Annotated in this window: 5 protein-coding genes; all 5 read right to left on the bottom strand. The window is 42.4% G+C overall.

The genetic code is table 11. The annotated features are described in order from the left end of the window. Positions 1-134 precede the first annotated feature (134 nt). From QZ995_RS00570 to QZ995_RS00550, 5 genes are read right to left on the bottom strand one after another with little or no spacing between them, the layout of a single operon-like run. Complete coding sequence (locus QZ995_RS00570; protein ID WP_301801753.1) at positions 135-1,616, bottom strand: hypothetical protein; 1,482 nt, start codon at positions 1,614-1,616, stop codon at positions 135-137. Positions 1,617-1,635: 19 nt separating this feature from the next. Beyond that, positions 1,636-2,358 (bottom strand): ABC transporter ATP-binding protein, encoded by a 723-nt coding sequence (locus QZ995_RS00565; RefSeq protein WP_301801752.1) that lies wholly within the window; start codon positions 2,356-2,358, stop codon positions 1,636-1,638. Between the two features lie 60 nt (positions 2,359-2,418). Next, on the bottom strand, positions 2,419-9,894 hold the full coding sequence (locus QZ995_RS00560) for a non-ribosomal peptide synthetase (RefSeq protein WP_301801751.1): 7,476 nt from the start codon (positions 9,892-9,894) through the stop codon (positions 2,419-2,421). Between the two features lie 27 nt (positions 9,895-9,921). After that, positions 9,922-17,502, bottom strand: coding sequence for a non-ribosomal peptide synthetase (locus QZ995_RS00555; RefSeq protein WP_301801749.1), 7,581 nt, complete (start codon positions 17,500-17,502; stop codon positions 9,922-9,924). Between the two features lie 29 nt (positions 17,503-17,531). Beyond that, positions 17,532-25,157 carry a non-ribosomal peptide synthetase gene (locus QZ995_RS00550; RefSeq protein ID WP_301801747.1) on the bottom strand — a complete coding sequence of 2,542 codons (7,626 nt, stop codon included), beginning with the start codon at positions 25,155-25,157 and terminating at the stop codon, positions 17,532-17,534. Between the last annotated feature and the right edge of the window lie 15 nt (positions 25,158-25,172).

The raw sequence follows: 25,172 nt of genomic DNA, 5'->3' as shown, positions 1-25,172 counted from the left end.
AAAACGACCTCCGCTATCATATTTTTCACTCTAAAAAGATAAGTAGACAAATTAAGTAGAACACAACTTATTTTAATATTTACATTTTTGACCTTAAAAGTCAATTTATGACACAAAATTGCATTATTCTCTTTTTATCTCGCGCTATAACGAACTCCAACCAGACTCAATAGTAGCGTAAGCAGCACGATTGTTGCTAGAATGGGAATGCCAATATTGATCCAATATAACCAAAGACATACGCCTAGATAAATCAATCCCACAATAGACGATACAATGGCAATCGGCTTTTTCGGGGATTGCTTAAGCATTTCCTCTTCTTCCGAGCCTTCTTTAAGATTGACTCCACCTCTCCCCTTCTTATCAAGGGAAGCTATACTTAATTGAACGATTATGGAGCCAAAGGTAAAGCCAAGAATAAGTAATCCTCCTAGCAGCCACTCCATGAAAGAGAATTGCAGGACAATGGCTAGAATGAGGTGACCTATGATCGCTGGGGCTACCACCAAGAGCGATGCTGTCATTGTTTTTGCCCAGAAAATCGTACTTCCCTTTACAGCCGCTACATAATAAAGAATGTAGTTTTGTTCTTCTAATTGGTAGAGTGCTGATACAACCTCACCAAAAACGAGTGCTGTAAGCAAGGAAACGAACAATAAGACATAATAGGCTTGGTTTGCTTCCGTTAAAAAGGAACTGGCCACACCCGACTTCGCTACCACTGCTCCACAGATAATGGCAATCACCCAAAACCAGAAGCGGATTTTTGTGATGGGGTTTCTTATTAAGAGCGTGATGTCTTTAAAAACAATGGCATCATGAGCGTTTTTGACCAAATTCGATAGATTTTCCTGTGTTTCTGGTCTGGTCCTATCTTGCGACTCCGCATGGTTAAGCCAGCTTTCGTAATAAAACCTTCCAATTTGTTCAGAGAATAGAAACAACGCTCCAAGACCGACCGCGAAAATGCACAAAACATATACCATAAAACGCTCTAAGCTTTGCCAAGCTTCTGGAGAAATTGTTTCAACCTCAATCAAAGCCCAAACCAATAGACCAATTAACGCAACATAGGCAAGTGAGGAGATACCTACGAATGTTTTTACAATAATAGGGAAAAACCGCATGGTCAGAACCATTAAAAATCGGCTTAAGATGTCTGTTAACCAAATCATTAATAGAGAAACGACTAGGAATAACAAAACATACAGAACTCTTTCCATCACGGAATAGCCAATCGTTAATGGAATAGCAATCATAATGGATGACCACGTGTACAGAGGCAGACTTGAAGTAGATTGCCCAAGGATCATCCGAAACGGAGAAACTCCTGATACATGGAACAACGTCAGTAATCGATCAGAGTACATTTGTTGTGTCAACGTATTCATGCCTCGAAGCAAACCGACAAAAATACATTCCCCTATGAGAAGCATCAATCTAGCACTAAGACTGGCATGTAGGAGAAGCTGCCCAAAATTCTCCGAAAAGTACATGGCAATAGCAATGGTTCCCAAGCCCACATAAATGATCCATTTAGAAGGACTATGGATAAAAAAGCGATTAAAGAAGGGTCTTGTGTAAAAGAAACTAATCCATTTCGTTTGTGCCCACATACAATTCTGTCACCTCCTGCTACTCGATAGCGGATAAAAAGATATCTTCCAATCGACCTTCTTCATTGCCTGCCACTTGGCGCAATTCTTCCATGCTTCCCGTCACTTTGATTTTTCCTTTATGCAGGATAGAAATTGTATCGGCTAATTCTTCAACAATATCCAAAATATGAGTTGTGATAAAAACAGTACCACCCTCTTCTTTGGCAAAATGTCGAATATAATTTTTCACTTCACGGGTCGCCTTTGGGTCCAATCCATTCGTAACTTCGTCTAATAGCAGGATTTTGGGGCGATGAATCAATGCGCAAGCAATCGAAACCTTTCGTTTCATTCCTAATGAGTATTCTTTAATAAGCTGGTCCGCTTTATCTGCCAGCTCAAAATGTTCTAACAACGTGTCAACACGTTTATTCATATCCTCGTCACTGTCATAAAGAGCCCCCACAAAGCGTATCATCTCTCTGGCTGTCAATCCTTCATGAAGAAGTGGAACGTCTGGAGCATAGCCCGCAATTCTTCTTGCTTCACGATCCTGCCAAATATTGCGCCCCAGAAATAGAACCTCTCCCTCTGAAGGGTTCAATTGGCCCGTCATCATTTTAATTGTGGTTGTCTTTCCCGCTCCATTGCTACCTAAAAACGCATAAATATGCCCTTGAGGTACTTCTATATTTAGATGATCAACAGCATAGACCTCATTATACTTTTTCGTAAGGTTTTTTAGTTCAATGACTGCCATGGGTTCCCTCTCCTTCCTTTAGCTATTCATTTAGGTGGGGAACCAGTCGCTAGCATAGCGCTAACGACCAGTTCCTATTTTTTCAGTAACAGTATGATTAGGAGCAACAAACCCAACTTTGATCATATGCATAGCCAGCTTGCGCAAATACTCATCATCAGGAACAGGATAGGTAAACGAGGTATCCTCTAATAGCTGCAATGTCCTACTCGAATCAACTGCAACATTAAATTGTTCGGCACGCTCTACATCACCCAGCATTGTGGTCAGAATCCCAGCCAAAAATTCCTTTTCATCACCCTGAGACATCATTACATCTAGTTCACGTGTAACATCTTCTCGACTTTGTACCCGTCTTGAAAAGCCAAGCTCTTCAAATACACGATACATATCATCGTATGTTACCAAGTGCGGATTTTGTAAATGGAAGACTCTTTCCTGAATTCCTTTGCTGTTGATGATGTGTATAATAGCTTGTGCACATGTATCAATAGGGGTTAAATCAACCATACCCTGCATAATCTCCTGATCAAAACCTCCAAGCTCAAGGAAGGCTTTCGATAGAAGATAGAACATATTTTCATTAATGTTTTCCTGGAACCATCCATCCTGAAAACGTCCTGTTAAATTACCAACCCGGTAGATACGTGCGTCGAGTCCGGTTTCCATTCCGCCTACAATCACGGCCTCGGCTTCAAATTTACTTCTCAGATATACATTTGACTCATAGTTTTGACCAACATAAAAGTCCTTCTCAGTAAATTCTACAAGCTCTGTTGCTCCTTCAACGGTGGTTCCCGAAACGCTCAGGGTTGAAACATAGTGCATTGGTAATTTATTGTTCAAGCAAAAGGTAACTACTTGCTGAGTTCCATGTACATTTGCTCTTTCAAACTCTTCATAGTACCCGTAATGCTTCACCAATGCAGCCGTATGAATGACAGTGTCAACGATAGCTCCTAGCGACTCGTAATGGTTTGCCTCTAATCCAAAGTTGGCTTGCGTAATATCACCGTGAATGATTTGGATGCGGGTAAACCACTCATCAATTTGGGAGCTGCTGTACTGTGAGGCAAAGTAAAAATCGATTTTTTGACGCAGACGTTGTTTAGCAGCTTCATCATCTTTTGCACGAATGACGCAAAGAATCGTCGCTTCTGTTTTTTGTAGCAGCTCATGTAACAAATGAATGCCTAAGAAGCCAGTGGAGCCGAGTAATAAAACATGCTCCATCTCTTTTTGCCTATCGTGGACGGGTACTGCCGGGATTGATTTCTTCTCACCCTTTTTAAAGACCGAGCCACTGCCAGACAGATTTTGATTTTCCAGCATATCAGTTGCCTTGCTTGCTATTTCCTCAAGGTTCTTGCAATTATAGAAGTCTTTCATTTCAAGCTTCCAGTTAAATGTGTGAACCTTAGCAAGGATCCTTAAGATAGTCAGGGAATGTCCACCCAGTTCAAAAAGATTATCGGTAATACTTATTTCACTAGCTTCTAGTCCCAGAACCTCAGCAACAATTTCAACTAACTGTTTTTCAGATTCATTACGTGGAGCAACAATTTCTCTAGTCAGTTGCAAGCTGCCCTCTGGCTCTGGCAATGCTCGTTTGTCGACTTTACCGTTGGAGGTAAGGGGAAGTTTGTCTAAGCCAATAAAATAAGAAGGCACCATGTGTTCTGGCAAAGCATCTCTTACATGCTTGCGCATTTCTTTGACATTCCATTGGCCATGGGCAACAATATAAGCGCACAGGTATGAGCTGCCTTGCTCATTTCGCTTGGCTAGAAGAACCGTTTCGCTGATAGCAGGATGCTCCAATATCCTTGTTTCAATTTCACTAAGCTCAATTCGGTGTCCGCGAATTTTCACTTGTTCATCCTTGCGTCCTACATATTCAAGAACCCCATCCGGTAACCAACGAGCCAAGTCCCCTGTGCGGTACATTCTTTCTCCAGGTCTAAATGGATTTTCAACAAATCGTTCCATCGTTAACTCTGGTAGATTAAGGTAACCGCGTGCCAATCCTTCACCGCTAACGCACAGCTCTCCAATGACCCCAATTGGCTGTAGCTTGTCTTCAGCGCTTAAAATGTGGATCGTAGTATTATGTAGCGGTCGACCAATCGGTATAATCCCCCATTCCTTAATGCGCTCATCCACAGTGTAGGTTGTAGCAAAAACTGTTGTTTCTGTGGGACCATATCCATTCACCAATCGTCCATTTCCGAGAAAATCCCATGCTTTTTCCACATGCTTGAATGAAGCCTTTTCTCCTCCAAAAGCTATCTTGCGCATGTTTTGGAGACTGCTTACATCCAGTTCCACTAATGCATTAAACAATGAAGTAGTCATAAACGATACAGTAATCTGCTGTTCGCGTATCAATGTAACCAAGTCTGTTGGGTTCAAGATCACTTCTTTTGGTACCAGTACCAGCGTTGCTCCGTGTAATAACGAGCTGAATATATCAAAGGTAGAGCCGTCAAATGCATAATTAGATAACTGCAAAAGACGATCCTCAGTCGTTATCTCAATATATCCGTTATTGCATACCGTTTTGATAATGTTTCGATGAGTAGTCAGGTTCCCCTTTGGTTTACCTGTAGAGCCAGATGTGTACATGACATAAGCCAAGTCTTGCGGCTGATTGATCAAATCTATGTTAGGTACTTGTTCATCTCGGCTTATCTCATCCTCTATTATCAAAACCTCTCCCTGATAACCAGCTGGAACCATGTCTCTGTGTTGTACCAACAATAGGTGAGTTTGACTGTCTTCAAGCATGTATTGAATTCTCTCGGTCGGATAGGTCGGATCGATTGGCAAATAGCCCCCACCTGCTTTTAAAATTCCAAAAATACCCACAATCATCGACAGCGATCGATCCGTAATTAGCCCTATTACCTGATTGGGTTGAACGCCTTCTCTTCTTAATACGTGAGCTAATTGGTTAAATTTCACATTTAATTGTTCGTAGGTAAACTGTTCCTCTCCGCATATAAGCGCGATTTGATCAGGGTTTTTGCCCACCTGCTCTTCAAATAATTCTTGAATTGTTTTTTCTCTTGGATAGTCGACTTTTGTCAGATTAAAGTCTTCCAGTAACATCTTTCTTTCGGCATCTGCTACTAACTCCAGATGGCCAATGCGCGCTTCCGGTTGCTCAACAATTTGCGCTAGCAGTTGTTCAAAATGACTGGCCATGCGCTTAATGGTTTCTTGCTTAAAGCATTTGGTGCTGTATTCGATTGTTACATAAAGCGATTCTCCTTCTGCTATTAACCAGCTAAGAGAGAATTTTGCATTCTTTTGTCCCGTTTCATAAGGAAAAATTTCCAGATTACTCATGTGGAACTCAGACATTTCCATATTTTGCAAAGAGAACAAGGTATCAAATAGCGGATGACGACTCAGATCCCGTTCTAAATCGAGTTTTTCAATCAACTCTTCAAATGGATATTCTGCGTTCGCGTATGCTTGGAATACGGTCTCTTTTACCTGTTTTAGATAGGAGAGAAAGGATTGATCTGCCTTTGGCTTCCCGCGCAAAGCTAATGTATTTACAAACATACCTACAATGTTTTCCAAATCAGCATGAGAGCGTCCAGCAATTGGAGAACCTACAATGATATCCTCCTGCCCGGTATATCTAGCCAAGAACACCTGATAAGCAGCGAGAAGAGTCATATATAACGTCGTGCCTTGGCTAGAGCAGATTTGTTTGACCTTTGCTAGAAGATCAGCATTAATTTCAAACGTCCATTCATCTCCGTCAAATTGCTGTATAGCAGGGCGCTGAAAATCTGTTGGCAATTCTAAGGTAGGCAGCTCGTCAGAAAAATGATGTAACCAATATTTTTCCTGCTCTTTTAATCTAGCTCGCTGCTCGTCTGATTGTTGCCATACGGCGAAGTCCTTGTATTGGATAGCGAGCGCTGGCAATGCTTCTCCCTGATAGAGTGTCATGAATTCCTGCAGGAACAGGTTCATAGATACCCCATCTGAAATAATATGATGCATGTCCAAGCTCAAAAGATGATGCTGTGGATTCAAGGAAATTAAACGAGCTCTGAAAAGCGGAGCCTCACTTAAATTGAAAGGTCTGATAAATTCCTCCAGTTTTACTTGAACCTCTGACTCCGTAGCTTCTATTACTTCTAAATCCCATGAAATATCTTTATTTACTTTTTGAACTAGATTTTCATCAATCATATGAAACGATGTACGGAGACTTTCATGTCGTAGGACGAGAATCTGTAACGCTTCTCTCAGCTTGTCCAGATGCAGCTTTCCTTTTAGCTCAAACGTAAACGGCATGTTATAGCTCGTCGTTTCACTATCTCTCATTTGCTGTACAACATACATTCTTCTTTGTGCAAAAGAAACAGGATAATAAGGCTGTTCCTCCGCTGGCTGAATCGCTGTGTAAGCAGAACCGTTCATCTGATCTATGTAGGCAGACAGGTCTTTAACCGTTGGGCGAGCAAACATCTCTTTTAACTGCACATCCACACCTAGCTCCTTGTGCATACGAGACACAAGCATCATCGCCTTCAGCGAATGTCCGCCTAATTCAAAGAAGTGATCTGTAGTACCAATACGCTCAAGTCCCAAAATTTCTTGGAACAGTTGAACTAGCTTTTCCTCCGTCTCTGTTGCAGGTGCCACATATTCGTTCATTCTTTGCCTATCAGGTATCGGCAACGCTCGCTTATCTACCTTTCCGTTTGCAGTAAGCGGCATTTTTTCAACTTCCATCATGTAAGCTGGAATCATATATTCGGGCAATGTTTCGATTAAATGCTCTCGTAATGAAGATACGCTCCAGGCCCCGGTCGCTACCACATAAGCGCAGAGATAGGTATAACCTTGCTCATCATTGCGAGCCACGACGAGCGCCTCACTAATGGAAGGATGCTCAAGAAGCTTTGTTTCGATCTCACCTAGCTCAATTCTGTATCCTCGAATCTTGACTTGCTCGTCTATCCTTCCCAGATATTCGATGCTGCCATCGGTTCTCCACCGAACTAAGTCCCCTGTGCGATACATTCTCTCTTCAGGTACAAAGGGATTATCAACAAAGCGTTCTACGGTGAGTTCAGGCTGATTGAGGTAGCCTCTTGCAAGTCCGGCACCGCTGACGCATAGCTCGCCAGGTACTCCGATCGGCTGAAGATGTCTGTTCTGATCCAAAATATAAACGCTGTGATTGGTAATCGGCTTTCCAATCGGGAAAACATCCTGCTCAGAATGCAGTTGGCCGCTCGTCGTTACTACTGTATTTTCGGTTGGACCGTAATTGTTTATGATTTGATACGGTGTCTCTTTAACCTTTTGGGCTCGGTCACCGCCAATGAGTAACACACGTAATGTACTGCTTGTAAGCTCCATGAATTGTTCGGCTAATTGAGTAGGTAAGAAGCTAATGGTGATCGAATTCTTTTCAAAGTATTCATGCAGAGCATAAATATCCCCGCGTCTTGATTCCTCTAACACATGAAGCGTAGCTCCCTGTATAAGCGGAGGGAAGGTTTCCCACACCGATGCATCGAATCCAAAGCCTGCCAATTTGGTGCATTGATCAGTCATCGTTACGCCAAATGCCTCGTTATGCCACATGACTAAATTAACCAAGGCTTGATGTTCAACCATGACTCCCTTAGGCAGTCCCGTTGAGCCTGAGGTATAAATAACGTATGCTAGATCATTTGCGCTCGTAGCAAGGGGCAGATCGGTCGTACTCTCCTTCGCCCAGCTCTCCTCTGTTAACCATAATGCACTTCCCTTAAAGTCCTGCGGCATATTTAAATGGGGCTGGATAAGTAATTGCTCCGCTTTGCTATCTTGTAGCATATGGGCGATTCTTTTTTCTGGGTAGGATGGGTCAATAGGAAGATAGGCCGCACCTGCCTTTAAAATCCCAATCACCCCAACCAACATCTCTAGGGAGTGCTCTGCCATGATCGCTACGATCTCGTTAGGTCTTACCTTTCGTTTTCTTAGCACCCATGCCAATTGATTGGCCTTCTCATTTAACTGGCGATAGGTTAAGGACTCCCCTTTACAGACGACCGCTATCTGCTCCGGTGTCCGTGATACCTGCTCCTCAAATAGCTGGTGAATGGTTTTATCCATCGGAAAATCTGACTTGGCTGGAGTGGAATAGCTTAATAGCTGATTCTTTTCCTCCTTAGAAACAATAGCTATCTCATCTATTTGAACATCTAGGTTATGAATGATAGACTCGGCAATCTGTTGCAGGTGATTAAAGATATTATCAATAAAGCTTCTATTATAAAGATTTTGATTATAAGAGATTTTTACTAGTAACTCTGTATCAAGCTGAACTTGGACATTAAAATCAAAGTTGGTCTTCTCATGATCGTCTAAGACGTTCACAACTTTCAATTCTTCTGAATCGGATTCGCTCGAATCAACGAAGCTGTCCGAGGCAATCGGGAAATTTTCAAATGCCACAATATGATGGATAAGTGCATGATTCGATCCGGTAACTGCTTGAATATCAGCCAATGTTAGATAATTATATTTTTCAGAGTTGACAGATGCCTCCTGAACCTGAGTCAACAATTCCTTGAAGGTTTGCTTGTCCAATGTCCGAATGCGAACAGGAATGGTATTAATAAAAATTCCAACTATTTTCTCCACATCGGGAATCTCTGGTGATCTTCCTGAAATAACAGATCCAAATATAGCTTCCTGAGAATTATTATACTTTTGTAGCAGGATGCCCCACATTGTTTGAAACAAGGTACTTATTGTTACTTGGCAAGCTTTTGCTACCTGCACCAGTTCCTCCGACAGCTTTTTATCAAAGCGGAAGGTTACCTTATCAATGGTGCATACTTCCTTCTCTCCCTTAATATTTTGCTTAGGGATTACAGATGCCCCGTCGAAATCTTGCAGATAATCACTCCAATAAGCTTTTGCTTCCTCTTCATCCTGTTCTTCCAGCCAACGAATATATCTGCTGTACGGAATCGATTTCTCAGCAGGGATAGGTTGATTTGCCACGAAGCATTGATAAAAATAAAACAGCTCTTGGTACAAAATATCCGTGCACCATCCATCAATGATAATATGGTGGCTACTGATCACTAATTCATATTGCTTAGATGCGACTTTCAATAAAGATAACCGCATGAGGATGTCCCGGGAGAGGTCAAAGCCCTCGTCCCGGTCCCTCTGTTTTGCTGCACGAAGAGCCTTTGCTTTATCCGACTCGCTCTTCATAGAGAAATCCTCATAATGAATACTTGCTGTACGTTCCTTTAACACAACCTGCATCGGCTCTTTTAATTTTTGATATAAAAAGATCGTACGCAGGACATCATACTTGCGAATCAGCTCGTTAAAACTTTTCTCAAGGGATTCGACACATATGTCACCTTCCAATTGAAAGGTTGTTTGATCAAAATAGGCAAGGTTTTCTTTGTCTTTTAATGTATGAAATAACATGCCTCGTTGCATCGGGGATAAACTATAAATGTCTTTGACGTCTGAGGTATTAATCAAGTTAATCTTCTCCTCCTCAGGATACCTTTATAGATTTTTAAGTGTTGCAAACACGTCGTCTAAGTCCTCTAAAGAAAGCTTCTTCGTACTAAAATCACTAGGTGTTCGCTCTGTCTGCTCTCGTTGAACACAATGATCGAGAACTGCTTGTAAATTGCCCTTATAACGATCTGCCAGACGTTGAATTGTCTCCTGTTCGTAACGTTGCGGATTATAATCAAAAGTAACAAGCAACGTATTATTCATTACAAGGCAAGTCATATTAAGCGAGCTCGGATTTGCGTTCATTGGGCTTATCTGGTCTCCTGTATTGATAAGGACTCCATTATCCGTCTCAGACTGACTAGCGGAATCTTCTCCCATCTGACCTAGGTAGTTAAAGCTTATGTGATGAGAACTTAATTGGCTCTGGCTTACATCAGACTGAGTCATGTATTGTAAGATTCCAAACCCAATACCATTATTCGGCACATTGCGCAGCGTTTCTTTTACATGTTTAATCACACTGGAGAGTTGATGGTCCCTTACTTCAAACAGGACTGGATAAATGGTCGTAAACCAGCCAATTGTACGGCTCAAATCAATGCCTTCCACAATCGTCTCACGGCCGTGACCTTCCAAATTCACTATGATATCGCTTTGCTGAGTCCACTCATTTATGGTAAGAACCAACGCTGCCAGCAATAAATCATCCGCTTTTGTCTTGTAAGCATGGTGGGCATTCGCAAGCAAGTCTTGGGTTTCATTTATATCAAAGGTAAGCTGCACTTCCTTTGTATCTCCAAAAAGGAATGTATCGCTTGATTCCTTATCCGCAGGCAGCTCTCTTACCGATCTGTTCAACAACCCTTTCCAGTAGCTTGCCTCGTCTTGTAGCTTTTTGCTGCGAGCATAATCCTCCAGTTGCACAGCCCACGTCTTAAAGGAAGTGGTTTTCGCCGGCAGCTCACCCTTTTGCTCATAAAGCGTCTGGAAATCCTCCAGCAGAATGCGCCATGAGACACCATCAATTAAGAGATGATGTACGACAATCAGAAGATAATCGCCATATGCCGTATGGTATAAGCCAAGCTTTACAAGAGGGCCTGTTGTCAAATCAAAGCTTGCTTGGAGTTGATTCGCTTCTTGTTCAATGCGGCTTTGCCAGTCTCTTTCCTTGGTTGCATCCACCTCATGCAGGGTAAAAAATTCTCCCTCGATACCCTGATTTTCTTGAATGATCTTCTCTCTAAACTGGTACTTCATTCTTAAGGCATCATGGTGTTTTACAATGGTTGTAAATGCTTGTTCTATTCGTTGACGATCCCAGCCTTGTTGATTTGGCAGAAGCATAGATTGATTAAAGTGGTGTGGATGCTCAAAAGGCTGTTCAAAGAACCAGGATTGAATCGGTGTAATCGGCACTTCGCCTTCAATTGAATCTTGTTCAATCAAAGCGCCTCTTTTCTCAAGGTAAGGAGCCAGCATGGAAATCGTTGGATTTTTAAAAATATGTCTACTATCCAATTTCCGATTAAATTTGCTAAGTCTAGCTGCGATTTGCAATGCCTTAATAGAGTCTCCGCCTCGTTCAAAGAAGTTGTCCTCTACCCCAATCGGTTTGATCTGCAGGACTTCTTCCCATACCTGAACCAGTATTTCCTCATCCTGAGAAGAAGGGGCAACGATTTCATGGCCTGCTTGTGCCGAAATGAATTCGGAAGGGTCAGGCAATGCTCGTTTATTTACCTTTCCGTTTCCTGTCAATGGAATATGATCTACTTTAATAAAGTAAGCAGGAATCATAAACTCAGGCAGAGTTTTAGCCAAATGATGGCGCAAATCGTTGAGTTTCACTTCTTTATCCTCGATGAAATAGGCGCATAGTGTCGTTGCTCCATGTGTATCGACTATTGGTACAACAACAGCTTCTGTAATCGAAGGGTGGGTAAGCAATTGGCTGGTAACCTCCCCAAGCTCGACCCGGTTACCGCGTACTTTAACCTGATCATCCATACGACCTACATATTCGATATTGCCATCAGGCAGCCAGCGAGCTACGTCTCCTGTTTTGTACATACGCTCACCAGGTGCAAAGGGGTTGTTTACAAATTTTTCTTGTGTCAGCTCAGGACGATTCAGGTACCCGCGGCTTAACCCGGCCCCTGCTATGCAAAGCTCACCTGGAACCCCGATTGGCTGCAGCTGTTGATTTTCATTGATGATATAGGCCTTTTGATTAGGGAACGGTTTACCAATCGTGATGCGCTTGTCCTCTGCTGTAATGACACCAAAGGTACTGCAAACAGTTGATTCTGTAGGGCCGTATCCGTTTATGAAGGTGCGGTTTTGCCCCCAAGTTTGCACAATATCAAATGTGCAAGCTTCTCCGACACTAACTATGCACTCTAATGCTGGTAGTTCCGTATAAGGTACGGACCTTAATAAGGATGGCGGCAATGCTACTGTTGTTATTTGATTCTCTAGCAAGTAAGGAATTAAATTGGTTAATAGCTCCTCTTTCTCTTCAATATACAAAGTTGATCCAGTTAAAAGAGCTGGAAAGATCTCTGCTACCGAAGCATCAAAGCTGCTAGAGGCAAATTGAAGGACTCTGCTTCCTGCTCCCATTTTATAGGGGTCAGAAATATGAATCAGATTATGTAATGAACGATGCTCGATCATTACTCCCTTGGACTTTCCAGTAGAGCCTGATGTGTAAATAATATAGGCCAAATCAGCAGGCTGATTCATACTAGATAAATCCGTAACATCCTCATGATAAATATCAGCTTGATCAATGAAGAGAACTTCCCCCGAATATCCTGTAGGTATTTGGATTTCTTTTTGAGTTAACAGCATTGCAGTCTGGCTATCCTCTAGCATGTGTTCAATACGATCAAGCGGGTACGTTGGATCTATTGGCAGGTATGCTCCTCCTGCCTTTAATACGGCTAGGATACTAATGATCAGCTCATGTGATCGATTAATCATGACCGCAATTATTTGATCACGCCCGACCCCATGCTCTCTTAATGTACGAGCCATCTGATTTGATCTTTGGTTAAGCTCACGATAGGTTAACTCCTGACCTTTATATACAAGCGCCACTGCATCAGGCGTCTTCATAGCCTGTTCTTCAAATCTGTTTTGGATTGCCTGATCGTAGGTTATTTTTGTTGGTTGATGATTGAATTCCTCTAAGATTTGGATTCTCTCATCTTCTGTCGTCAACTGAATATCTGCTAAACGAATTTGGGGATTTTCCATAATCTGCTCGATGATATGTTCAAAGTGTCCGATCATTCGCTGAATCGTGTTGCGCTCAAATAGGCTTGTGCTATACTCCACGCCAATTTCTAGACCGTCTGCTTCAAATACCATCCAGCTCATATCAAACTTGGAGTTAGTCCAGTCGATATCCAATGGTTCTATACCCCAATCGGGTAGCTCCGCGTGAGATGTCTCCAGATTTTGCACACCAAACATTGTGTCAAATAGCGGATGTCTGCTTGTATCCCTTTGAACCTTTACTTTTTCAATTACATCTTCAAACGGATACTCCTGATGACCATAGACCTCTAGCATTTTATTTTTCACATTTGCTAAAAACTCTTCGAAGGTTTGCTCAGACTCCAACTGATTTCGGACTGCCAGCGTATTTACAAACATACCGACAGTGGACATGACATCTGGATGCGGTCGGTCTGAAACAGGCGTACCAACAATAATGTCGCGCTGATTCGTGTATTTGTGCAGAAAAACGTTGTATGCCGCAAGCAGTACCATATATAGCGTTACTTCGTGATTTTTCATGAAGGCTTTTACGCTTGCATGGAGATCACCGCGTAGGCTTTGGCTTACATAATCTCCTTCCAATCGGCGAATTGGTGGACGAGAATAATCAGTAGGTAGCTCCAACACCGGCAATTCTCCAGAAAATTGCTGCATCCAGAAATTTTCACTTTCTTTTAAACGATCCTCCTGGGACAATTGCCACACGGCGTAATCTTTATAGTGTATCTTCACTTCAGGTAACGCTTGCCCTTGATACAACTGGATAAGCTCCTGGAACAGGATCGTAGTCGAAACGCCGTCTCCTACAATATGGTGTACATCCATCATAAGAATGTGCTCATCTTTATTAATCGTAAGAAGACTCGCTCGGAACAAAGGAGCTGTACTGATGTCAAACGGTTGGACAAACGAATCCTTTACTCTTGAAACATCATTGGCGCTGACGGTTTTCATGTCCATTTTCCATGAAACCTGTTCGTGAACCTTTTGAACTAGCTGCTCCTCGATCATATGAAAGGAGGTTCGTAATGATTCGTGCCGATCAATTAATGTTTGGAAGACCTTCTCTAATTTCTCAGCATCTACAGAGCCTTTTATTTTATAGAAAGACGGCATATTGTAGCTCGTACCCTGAGCCTTATCTTCCAATGATTGAATGACATACATCCTTTTTTGTGCAGAAGAGACAGGGTAGTATTCCTGTTTTGCTGCGGGCTGAATTCCGACGTATTCTTCTTCATCCCGACCGTCGATAAATCGCGCCATTTCTTTTACTGTCGTATGCTTAAAAATCTCACGCAAAGGAAGGTCAATCTTTAATTCCTTATAAATGTTGGAAGCAAGCATCATCGCCTTGATAGAGTGACCACCCAGCTCAAAGAAGTTATCCTCTATCCCTACTCGCTCCATGCCCAGCACCTTTTGCCAAATCTGTGCAAGAATCTCCTCAGTTGGGTTCGTTGGAGCAACATATTCGGTTTGCAGCTCTACTTCTTTTTCTGGTTCTGGCAAGGCTTTCTTGTCTATCTTGCCGTTTACTGTGACTGGAATCTTATCGACTTTTATAAAAAACGATGGAATCATATAGTCCGGTAACGTTTGACTTAATTCCTTACGCAAGGCTGAAACCTGCAAATCGTTGTCCGTCACCAAATATGCGCAAAGGTATACCTGCTTTTGTTCTCCTGAACGAGCTAGAACCACAGCCTGCTTTACAGATGGGACTTGGTTTAGCCGAGCTTCAATTTCTCCAAGCTCAATCCTAAATCCACGAATTTTTACTTGGCCATCCATACGGCCTAAAAATTCGATTGTCCCATCCGGCAACCATCTAGCTAAGTCTCCCGTTTTATACATTCTTCCGTTTGGTACATAAGGGTCGTCCACGAACTTTTCATCTGTAAGCTCAGGTCTATGTAAGTATCCACGAGCTACGCCTTCTCCACCTACGCATAACTCCCCAGGAACACCGATTGGCTGAATCTGACCAGATTGATCTAAAATATATGCTCGCTTATTAACGGTTGGCGTACCAATCGAAGGCTTATCCGTCATTTCTACACAATCACCAATCGTAGCATCAACCGTCGTTTCTGTAGGACCGTACGCATTTAAAAATGTGCGGTTGGCTCCCCAAATCCTTACTAAATCGGCCGGTAATTCTTCCCCGCCAGTACTGATAGTTTTAAGCTTAGGCAGTTTCGCATGTGGCAATTCTTTCAGAACGCTTGGTGGAATAAACGGAATAGTCGTAATGCCAGCTTCGTCTAACCACTCCATAAAGGCGTGTCCGGATAGTAATTGCTCTTTTTTTACAAGATGCAAGGTGGCTCCCGTTAATAGGCTATGGAAGATATCACCAACCGAAGCATCAAAGCTTAAAGAGGCAAACTGCAAAACCTGGCTTCCCTGTGCTATTCCATAGATGCCTGCTGACAAATGCAAATTATGAACAGCACGATGATCAATCATGACGCCTTTAGGCTGACCAGTAGAACCGGATGTGTAGATAATATAAGCTAAGTCGCTGGATTGATTCACAATCTCTAGATCTGAAGTCCGCTCGTGATACACCGTATCTTCCTCAAGATCCAGGACATGCCCTTGATAGATAGAAGGGATTTCGCTCTGTTTAATGGTTAACAGCCAATTGGTTGCACTGTCTTCCAGCATATATTGGATTCGGTCGAGCGGATATTCCGGATCAATCGGCACGTATGCACCGCCTGCTTTTATAACGGCTAGCACACCAACGATCATTTCCAATGAGCGCTGCACCATAATTCCAACGAGCTCTTCCCGCTGAAGGCCCTTCATTCTAAGTGTCCAGGCTACTTGATTCACTCGCTGATTTAGCTCCCGATAGGTCAATTGCTGATCTTCAAATCGAAGTGCAATTGCTTCTGGAGTTCGTTTCACCTGTTCTTCAAACAGCTCAGGGAGCGTTTTTTCTTTACCAAAATCAACTATCTCCCCTTGGAAATCATTCAGGATTTGCTGGCGTTCCTCTTCTGTTATCATTGCAATTGCTTCAAGGCGCTCATCCGGATTCTTGATTACAGCCAGGGCCAGTTGCTTCATATGTTGGAACAGTCTTTTTACATTGTCGCTTGAGTACACGTCATCGTTGAATTGGAAGGCAATATCAAGCTGATCCTCATTAGGCCGAATCATCACGTTTAGGTCATAGCTTGTTTTCTCATAGGTTTTTATACTATCCATCGTAAATTCTTCTTCCTCAAAAGAACCTTCACTTATCGGATAGTTTTCAAAAACTAAGATGTGATCTAGCAATTGACCAGAAAATCCTGCATCAGTTTGAATATCTGCTAAGGATACAAACTCATACTGTTTAGACAATAGCGTAGATTCGTGAACTCTTATTAATAAACGGCTAAAGGTATCATTCGCTTGTTTTTGAATACGAATAGGGACAGTGTTGATAAACAAGCCAACCATGTTTTCTACGCCATGGATTTCAGAGGGGCGGCCAGATACGACCGCACCAAACACAACATCATCCTTATTGTTATACTTTTGCAGCAGCATGCCCCAAATCGTTTGAAATAGCGTATTTACTGTTACTGAATAATGACGTGCGAGCTGAGTAAGTCCTGCCGTTATGTCTTTATCCAGTGTAAACGCGCATTCCTGCACCTCGTTATTGTGACTTGCATGCTTCGTATCGAGACGAATGATACCTGTTAATTCCTCATAGCCCTCTAAGTAATTTTTCCAGTAATCCCTCGCCTTTGTTACATTCTGCTTCTCAAGCCAACGGATATACTCGCTGTATGCAGGAACGCTCTCCACGGTAATCGGCATATTTTGACGATGCTGCTGATACATTCTGAACAAATCCTGTAACACAATGCCCATGCACCAGCCGTCCATTAAAATATGATGGAAGCTCCAAATCAAATGGTAGGACTCAGCACCAGCCTTCAAAATAGCGAAACGCATGAGAATATCCTTCGAGAGTTCAAATCCCTTTTCCCGATCCTGATTTTTAAACTCTTCAACATATTGACTCGCAGCTTTCGAATCTAGGTGAGAGATATCTTCAAAATGCACACTTGTTTTTCTTTCTTTTAAAACCATTTGCATGGGCTGGGTCATATTTTTATACAGAAAAACGGTTCGTAGCACATCATATTTGTTTATGAGATGCTGAAAGCTTGCTTCGAAGCTATCTACATATAGCTGTCCCTTAATCGTAAAGTGCAATTGCTCAAAATAAGCCGTGCTTTCTTCTTTTAAATGCTGAAATAACATGCCTTTTTGTAGCGGAGATAATGTATAGATGTCTTTAATATTTGCTTTACTTAACATATAAAGCCTCCTAATGACATAACCAAAGTTTATTCATCTAGTAACTCAAATACTGATTCTAAATCCTCCATCGAAAGCTCTTTGGTGGAAAAATCACTCGGGGTCAATTCTGTTTCTGTCTGCTGAACACAATGATTAATAATCTCCAACAAGTGATATTGATAACGTTGAATCAGCTTTTCCATAGTAGAATCATGATAAGCTTGGCTATCATAAGATATTTGAATGGACAACTGATTTTCCACTACAATTCCACTCACATTTATCGGGAACAAGCCTTGATTCATCTGACTAATCTGTTGACCGGAAGACAATGGGGACAATTGGTACTCCTCTTCCTGTCCAGATTGATCCATTTGCCCAAGGTAATTGAAACTAATCTCTGGATTTATCGCATGGGAGCTTAGATCCAGCTCTGTTCTTCCTTGACTCGATAGGTATCTAACAACTCCATAGCCAATCCCTTTATTAGGTATCTGTCGCAGTTCTTCTTTTACTTGCTTAACCGCATTTGAAATACCTTGCTTCTGCAAATCAAATACCACTGGATACATAGACGTAAACCAACCAACTGTACGGTTAATGTCAATATCCACCCCAATATCCTCGCGTCCGTGGCCTTCTAGTGTAATTGCGATTAGATTGGTTTGTGCCCATTCCTGAATGGCTAGAGCCAGTGCCGTCAACAACAGATCGTTAATCTGTGTGTTGTAGGCGTTATGGGCATCCGTTAATAATTGATTCGTTTGCTCTTTTGTCAATTGGATAGCGACTTCTTGTATATCCTTGAGTAGATAAGGGGCGCCTGCTTTCGAATCTCTTGGCAAGGCAGGTATCTCTTTTGCAATAATGCTTTGCCAGTATTTCATCTCTGATTGAATTTCTTCACTATTAGCGTACTCTAGCAGGCTCTTGGCCCACTTTTGGTAGGAGTCTGTTTTGCTCGTAAATGCAATCGGCTCTCCCTGTAAATCTTGTTGATAGCCATTCATGAAATCTTCGGTAATGATTCGCCATGAAACGGCATCGACTACTAAGTGATGAATTGCTATCAAAAGATGATCCCCCTCAGATGTCTGAAAGAGTCCCAGTTGAACCAATGGACCGTCCTGTAAATTCATTGCGGATTGTAGGCGATTAGCTGCTTGTTCGATCAGCTCTGGCACATTCGCCTGTTGTCTAAAGTCAAAAACGCTTAGCTCAAACAGCTTTCCTTCCACTCCGCGATTGATCTGAATCGTTTTACCATTTTCCTGCTGATAGGCCATTCGCAAGGCATCATGGTGTTCTACAATTTTTTGGAACACCCGTTGTACAACATGCTGATCCCATCCTTCCTTTCGGTAAAACATCATGGACTGATTCCAATGATGTGGAATATCGAAGGATTGCTGGAAAAACCATTCCTGTATAGGGGTTAGCTCTACCTTGCCTTGAACAATTCCTTGCTCCGCTTTACTGTCCTTGGTTTTGATGTATGGGATGACCTGAGCAATCGTTTGTGCCTGGAATAAATCCTTAACTTCCAATTTTAATTGCTTCGTATTTAATCTGGCTGCGATCTGAATAGCCTTGATCGAATCCCCACCCAGTTTAAAGAAGTTATCATGGATTCCCACTTGGGAGACTCCTAGCACTTCTTTCCATAGTTCCGCCAGTGTTTCTTCTAATGTGGTGGTTGGGGCAACATAATCAGTCTCTGATTGCTTGGACAAATCTGGTAGCGGAAGTGCTTTTTTATCCACTTTCCCATTCGATGTAATTGGGAACTCCGTCATTTCCGTAAAGAAGGCCGGAATCATAAAATGGGGAAGCTTTCTGCCTAGATATTGACGAAGCTCGGCCATATCACACGACTTTTTCGGTACAACATAAGCACATAGATATGTCTGATTCTGATCGTCTTGTCTTGCGAGCACTACTGTCTCCTGAATTGCTTCATGCTCCAAAATAGCCGATTCGATCTCACCTAATTCAACCCGGTATCCTCTGATCTTAATTTGATCATCCAATCTGCCTAGATACTCAATATTTCCATCTGGTAACCAGCGGGCGATATCTCCGGTTTTGTACATGCGTTCGCCCGGGACAAACGGATTAGCTACAAATCGCTCATTCGTTAACTTTGGACGATGCAGATAGCCGCGCGCTAGGCTGTCGCCGCTAACGCATAGTTCACCCGGAATCCCTACTGGCTGTAATTGATTCTCTTTATTTAAGATAAATACCTGATTATTAGCTATTGGACGGCCTATCGGGATTTTTTTATCCTCAGGACTCACTATATAGCTTGTTGTTACAACCGTGTTCTCAGTAGGCCCATAGTTATTAACAATCTGATACTTCTTCTGCTGAACTGCTTGCTGGGCTTTATCACCGCCGATAAGCAACCAGCGCAGGGCAGAATGACTAGTATGATCTGTCTGCATAAACTGTTCAGCAAATTGCGTTGGTAAAAAGCTGATCGTAATTCCTTGATCTGTTACGTACTGATTCAGTTTTTCTACATCATATCTTGTTTCTTGATCGATAACGTAAATCGTTGCACCAGCTATTAAGTAAGGGAAGACCTCCCATACAGATGCATCAAATCCAACCCCTGCGTATTTGGTGCTTCGATCATCTTTTGTGATGCCAAAATATTGAACGTGCCAAGCTGAAAGATTCATCAACGATCTATGCTCCACCATAACGCCTTTTGGTTGTCCAGTGGAACCAGATGTATAAATGACATAAGCCAAATCGGTTACTTTGTTATTTACAGGTAGGTCTTCCAGGTCTTCGGTAGACAACTTCTTGCTATCAATTGCCAAGATTTCCCCAGTAAATTGTATCTGTACCTGTTCATGACCCCTCACTAGCAGAACCTTCGATTGACTATCCTCCAAAATATAGGCAATTCGTTCCTCCGGATAAGTAGGGTCAATTGGCAGATAAGCCCCTCCTGCTTTCAGAACAGCTAGAATGCCTACAAAAAACTCGACGGAAGGCTCAATCATAACAGCCACAAGTTGTTCGTTTGTTATGCCTTTTTGTTTTAAGAGAGTAGCCAGATGGTTAGCTTTGGCGTTTAATTCTTTGTAAGTTACTTGCTCTTCGCCAAATACGACTGCCTTCTGATCAGGCATATTTTTCACTTGCTCCTCAAAGAGCTGATGAACTGTTTTATTTGCTGGATAATCTGATTGAGTCAAATTAAATACCGATAAAATCTGATGTTTTTCATCCTCTGTCGCTAATTCTAAGTCAGCAATCAAATGTTCCGGAGCATCCCCGATCTGTTTTAGTAAATGGGTGAAACGTTTCCCTAATCGCTCAATTGTTTCTGGCTTAAAGAGCGAGGTACTATACTCAATGGTGACATACAAATTTTCCGCTTCGGCCATCATCCACGTCAGATCGAATTTTGCATTTTTCCATTTTAAATCCCGCGGCTGAAAGGAAAGATCCATGATATTGATTTCAGCCATTTCCATATTCTGCAAAGCAAACATCGTATCAAACAGCGGATGACGACTTAAATCTCTTTCTAAATCAAGCTTTTCAAGTAACTCCTCAAACGGATATTCTGCATTGTCATATGCTTGCAATACTTGCTCTTTAACCTCGGACAGATATGCACTAAAGGTTTGATTTGATTTCGGCTGCCCTCTGAAGGCTAACGTGTTAACGAACATACCAACAATCTTTTCTACATCCGCATGAGGTCGGCCGGCAATAGGAGAACCCACAATAACGTCCTCTTGCCCCGTATATTTTGACAATAATACTTGGTAGGCGGCCAGCAATGTCATATACAAGGTTGTACCCTGCGAAGAAGATAGTTTTTTTAATTTGTTTATGATCTCAGCACTAATTTCAAATGACCATATATCCCCTTCTGACTGCTGAATGGATGGACGGGTGTAATCGGTAGGCATTTCCAGTACAGGTAACTCTCCCGAAAATTGGTTGAGCCAATACTGCTCCTGTTCACGTAAACGATTAACCTGGGCTTCTGTCTGCTGCCAAACAGCATAATCCTTGTATTGAATTCTAAGGGAAGGGAGCTCCTTGCCCTGATAGATTTGCATCAGGTCTTGGAATAATACATTAGTGGATACCCCATCTGAAATAATATGGTGCATATCAAGCATCAGCAAATGTCGATCAGCTTCAATTCGTACGAGTCCCGCTCTAAATAAAGAAGCGTCCCTTAAATCAAACGGCTGTATAAAACCATCAATGATTTGCTGAAGGTCCTCGTCTTTTGCTTCCATGACCATTAAATCCCAATCCACTTCAGGATGAACCTTTTGCATTAATACCTCATCAACCATGTGAAAGGATGTTCTTAACGATTCATGTCTCATGACCAGTTTCTTTAATGCTTTTTGTAATCCTACTACATCGAGGGCTCCTCCTATTTCAAGCAAAAAAGGCATATTGTAGCTGGTTGTATTACTGCTGCCGATTTGCTCCACTACGTACATTCGGCGCTGTGCGGAAGAAACCGGATAAAATTCCTGCTTTGCGGCCGGTTCAATCGCTATATAATCCGACACTTCTGTGTTTGTAAGAAATGCGGCCAATTCTTTAACTGTAGGTCGAGCAAACACGTCCTTGAGCGGCACTTCTATATCTAATTCCTTGTGCATTCGTGAAACCAGCATCATCGCTTTTAAGGAATGACCGCCCAGCTCGAAGAAATTATCCTGTGTACCGACTTGTTCGACACTTAGGATTTCTTGGAATAGTTGAACCAGCTTTTCCTCTGTTTCCGTCTCAGGAGCCATATTGGAGCTTACTTGTTGAACATCTGGCTCTGGCAATGCACGCTTGTCTGCCTTGCCATTTGAAGTAAGCGGCATTTTTTCTATCTCGATAAAATAAGATGGCACCATAGAATCCGGCAATGTTTCTTTAATATGCTTGCGAAGCTCTGCGACTGACCAAGCACCATTTGTCACCAGATAGGCACATAAGAAGGAATGCCCCTGCTTATCCTGCTTCGCCAGCAAAACAGTCTCGCTAATAGCAGGATGCTCCAGTAATCTAGCTTCAATTTCACCTAATTCGATCCGATTTCCCCGAATCTTTACTTGTTCATCTATTCTGCCTACGTACTCAATGCTTCCATCCGGTAACCAACGAGCTAAATCCCCTGTGCGATACATTCTCTCTCCCTGCACAAAAGGATTCTCAACGAAACGATCGGCAGTCAGCTCTGGAAGATTGAGATACCCGCGGGCAAGACCTTCCCCGCTCACACATAGCTCGCCTAATGCACCTATCGGCTGTAATTGATTGTCTGCTCCCAAAATAAAGACCTTTGTATTGTTTAACGGGCGACCTATCGGCATAATCCCCGTCTCCTTGATCGTATGGTCAACCGTATAGGTAGTGGCAAAAACAGTAGTTTCTGTTGGTCCATACCCGTTGACCAAACGTCCATCTCCCAAGTAATCCAGCGCTTTTTCTACGTGCTTGATCGAAGCCTTTTCTCCTCCAAACACCACCTTGCGCATTTGTTTGAGACTTGTCACATCCAGCTCAACCAGAGTGTTAAACAGAGATGTTGTCATAAAGGACACGGTAATATGCTGGTCTTGAATGACTGATGCCAAATCATTCGGATTCATCAGTACATGCGTTGGTACTAAAACAAGGGAAGCTCCGTTTAACAATGCGCTGTATATATCAAAGGTAGAGCCATCAAACGCGTAGTTGGACAACTGTAGAAGACGATCATTGGGCGTAATCTCTATGTAGCCATTGTTAATGATGGTCTTGACGATATTTTGATGTGTTGTCAGATTCCCCTTTGGTTTACCTGTTGAACCTGAGGTGTACATGACATAGGCCAGGTCTTGCGCTTGGTTGACCAAATCTAAATTGTCTGTATTCTCATCCATCCAGCTATCTTCTGTTAACAGCAGTACCTCACCCTGATAATTGGCTGGGATCATTTCAGCTTTTTGCACCAATAACAAATGGGTGCGACTATCTGCTAGCATGTATTGAATGCGTTCACTCGGATAAGATGGATCGATAGGCATATAAGCGCCACCAGCTTTAAAGATGGCTAGAATGGCTATGATCATTTCTAAGGAACGATCCGTAAGTAACCCTATCACCTGATCAGGTAAAACCCCTTGTTTGCGTAAACCGCGGGCCATTTGATTCGCCTTTTCGTTCAGCTCGCCGTATGTTAGTTGAGCCTCGCCAAATACGAGTGCCACTTGATCAGGGTTTTTGTCAACCTGCTCTTGAAACAGCTCATGAATCGTTTTCTCTCTTGGATACTTTGCATCAGTACGATTAAAAATGGTTAAAAGCTTATCTTTTTCCAGATCGGATACAAACTCGGTAGCTGGGTCAAAGATATCTTGTTGCGCAATAACCAAAGAAACCAGCTTTTTCATATTCAGCTCTAAAAGATTGAGATACTCTTTTGAATAAACACTTTCGTTATACATAAACTTAAAGATTAATTCCTTGCCGGGAATAACTAGCACGGTCAGATCATAGTGCGTCTGCTCAAACGTGTGGGCATCCTTCACAGCAAACCCGAGTACGTTTTCCTGATTGAATGTTTCTTGATCCATCGGGAAATTTTCAAACGCTAAAATATGATCAAGCAATTGATGCGTATAAGCTGCATTCGCCTGAATATCGGCTAAAGAAAGATATCCGTATTTTTCTGCCTCCAGCGCTGTTTGCTGTACGTTTTTCAGCACTTCCCCAAACGTTTTTCCCGCTTCCTTTTTAATGCGGATTGGAATCGTATTACTGAATAACCCCACCATTTGTTCAACATTGGGCACCTCGGCGGGTCGTCCGGAGACAACCACGCCGTAAGCCGCGTCATTCGTGTTATTGTATTTTTGCAATAACGCTCCCCAAATTGTTTGCACAACTGTATTTAAGGTTACCTGATACTTTTGAGCCGTTTGCGTTAGTTTTTGTGTAGCTTCCTCTCCCAAGGAGAAAATGAATTCCTCTTGCTTGTAGGGATGATTGCCAGACCTTAGACGCGGGATACCCGTAAGGTTTTCAAATCCCTGTAGATACTCCTTCCAAAATGCCAATGCTTGTTGGTCATCTTGTTTCTTTAACCAACGTATATATTCGCTATATTGAGGGGCCACCTCCGGAAGCAAGGCCTGTCCTGACAAGCGACGTTGGTACATTTGAAATAAATCCTGAAAAACGATACCTGTGCACCAGCCATCCATCAGGATATGATGATGACTCCACAGTAATTCATACCGATTGGCGGCTGTTTGAAACAATGTAAAACGTAGCAGGATATCCCGGGAAAGATCAAAGCCTCTTTCCCGGTCTTTTTTTCTATATTCCTCGATGAACTTCCGTTGCTCTTCTTCATTGATTTGAGTAAGGTCCTCAATCTGTAAATCTATTTTGCGTTCACTAAGCACAACCTGAACAGGGTCTACTTTTTTATAGCGGAACACACTTCGGAACATGTCGTATTTTTGTACGAGTCCCTGAATACTTTCAGCCAAATAGGTTGGGTTTACAACCCCCTCCAGCAAAAGGGTAACCTGCTCGAAATAGGCATCGCTTTGGGGGTCTTTCATAGAATGAAATAGCATGCCCTTTTGTAACGGAGAAAGTGAATAGATATCTTTGATCTTGTCTTTTTTTTGCACGATGTATGGCACCAC

Source organism: Brevibacillus laterosporus (assembly GCF_030489605.1).
GTDB lineage: Bacteria > Bacillota > Bacilli > Brevibacillales > Brevibacillaceae > Brevibacillus_B > Brevibacillus_B laterosporus_E.
Note: the sequence above shows the minus strand (reverse complement) of the source record. Positions and strands in the feature narration are given on the sequence as shown.

Excerpts from the sequence above, each read along its gene's own strand:
- QZ995_RS00570 (WP_301801753.1), bottom strand. The coding sequence starts at position 1,616 with ATGTGGGCACAAACGAAATGGATTAGTTTCTTTTACACAAGACCCTTC.
- QZ995_RS00565 (WP_301801752.1), bottom strand. The coding sequence starts at position 2,358 with ATGGCAGTCATTGAACTAAAAAACCTTACGAAAAAGTATAATGAGGTC.
- QZ995_RS00555 (WP_301801749.1), bottom strand. The coding sequence starts at position 17,502 with ATGTTAAGTAAAGCAAATATTAAAGACATCTATACATTATCTCCGCTA.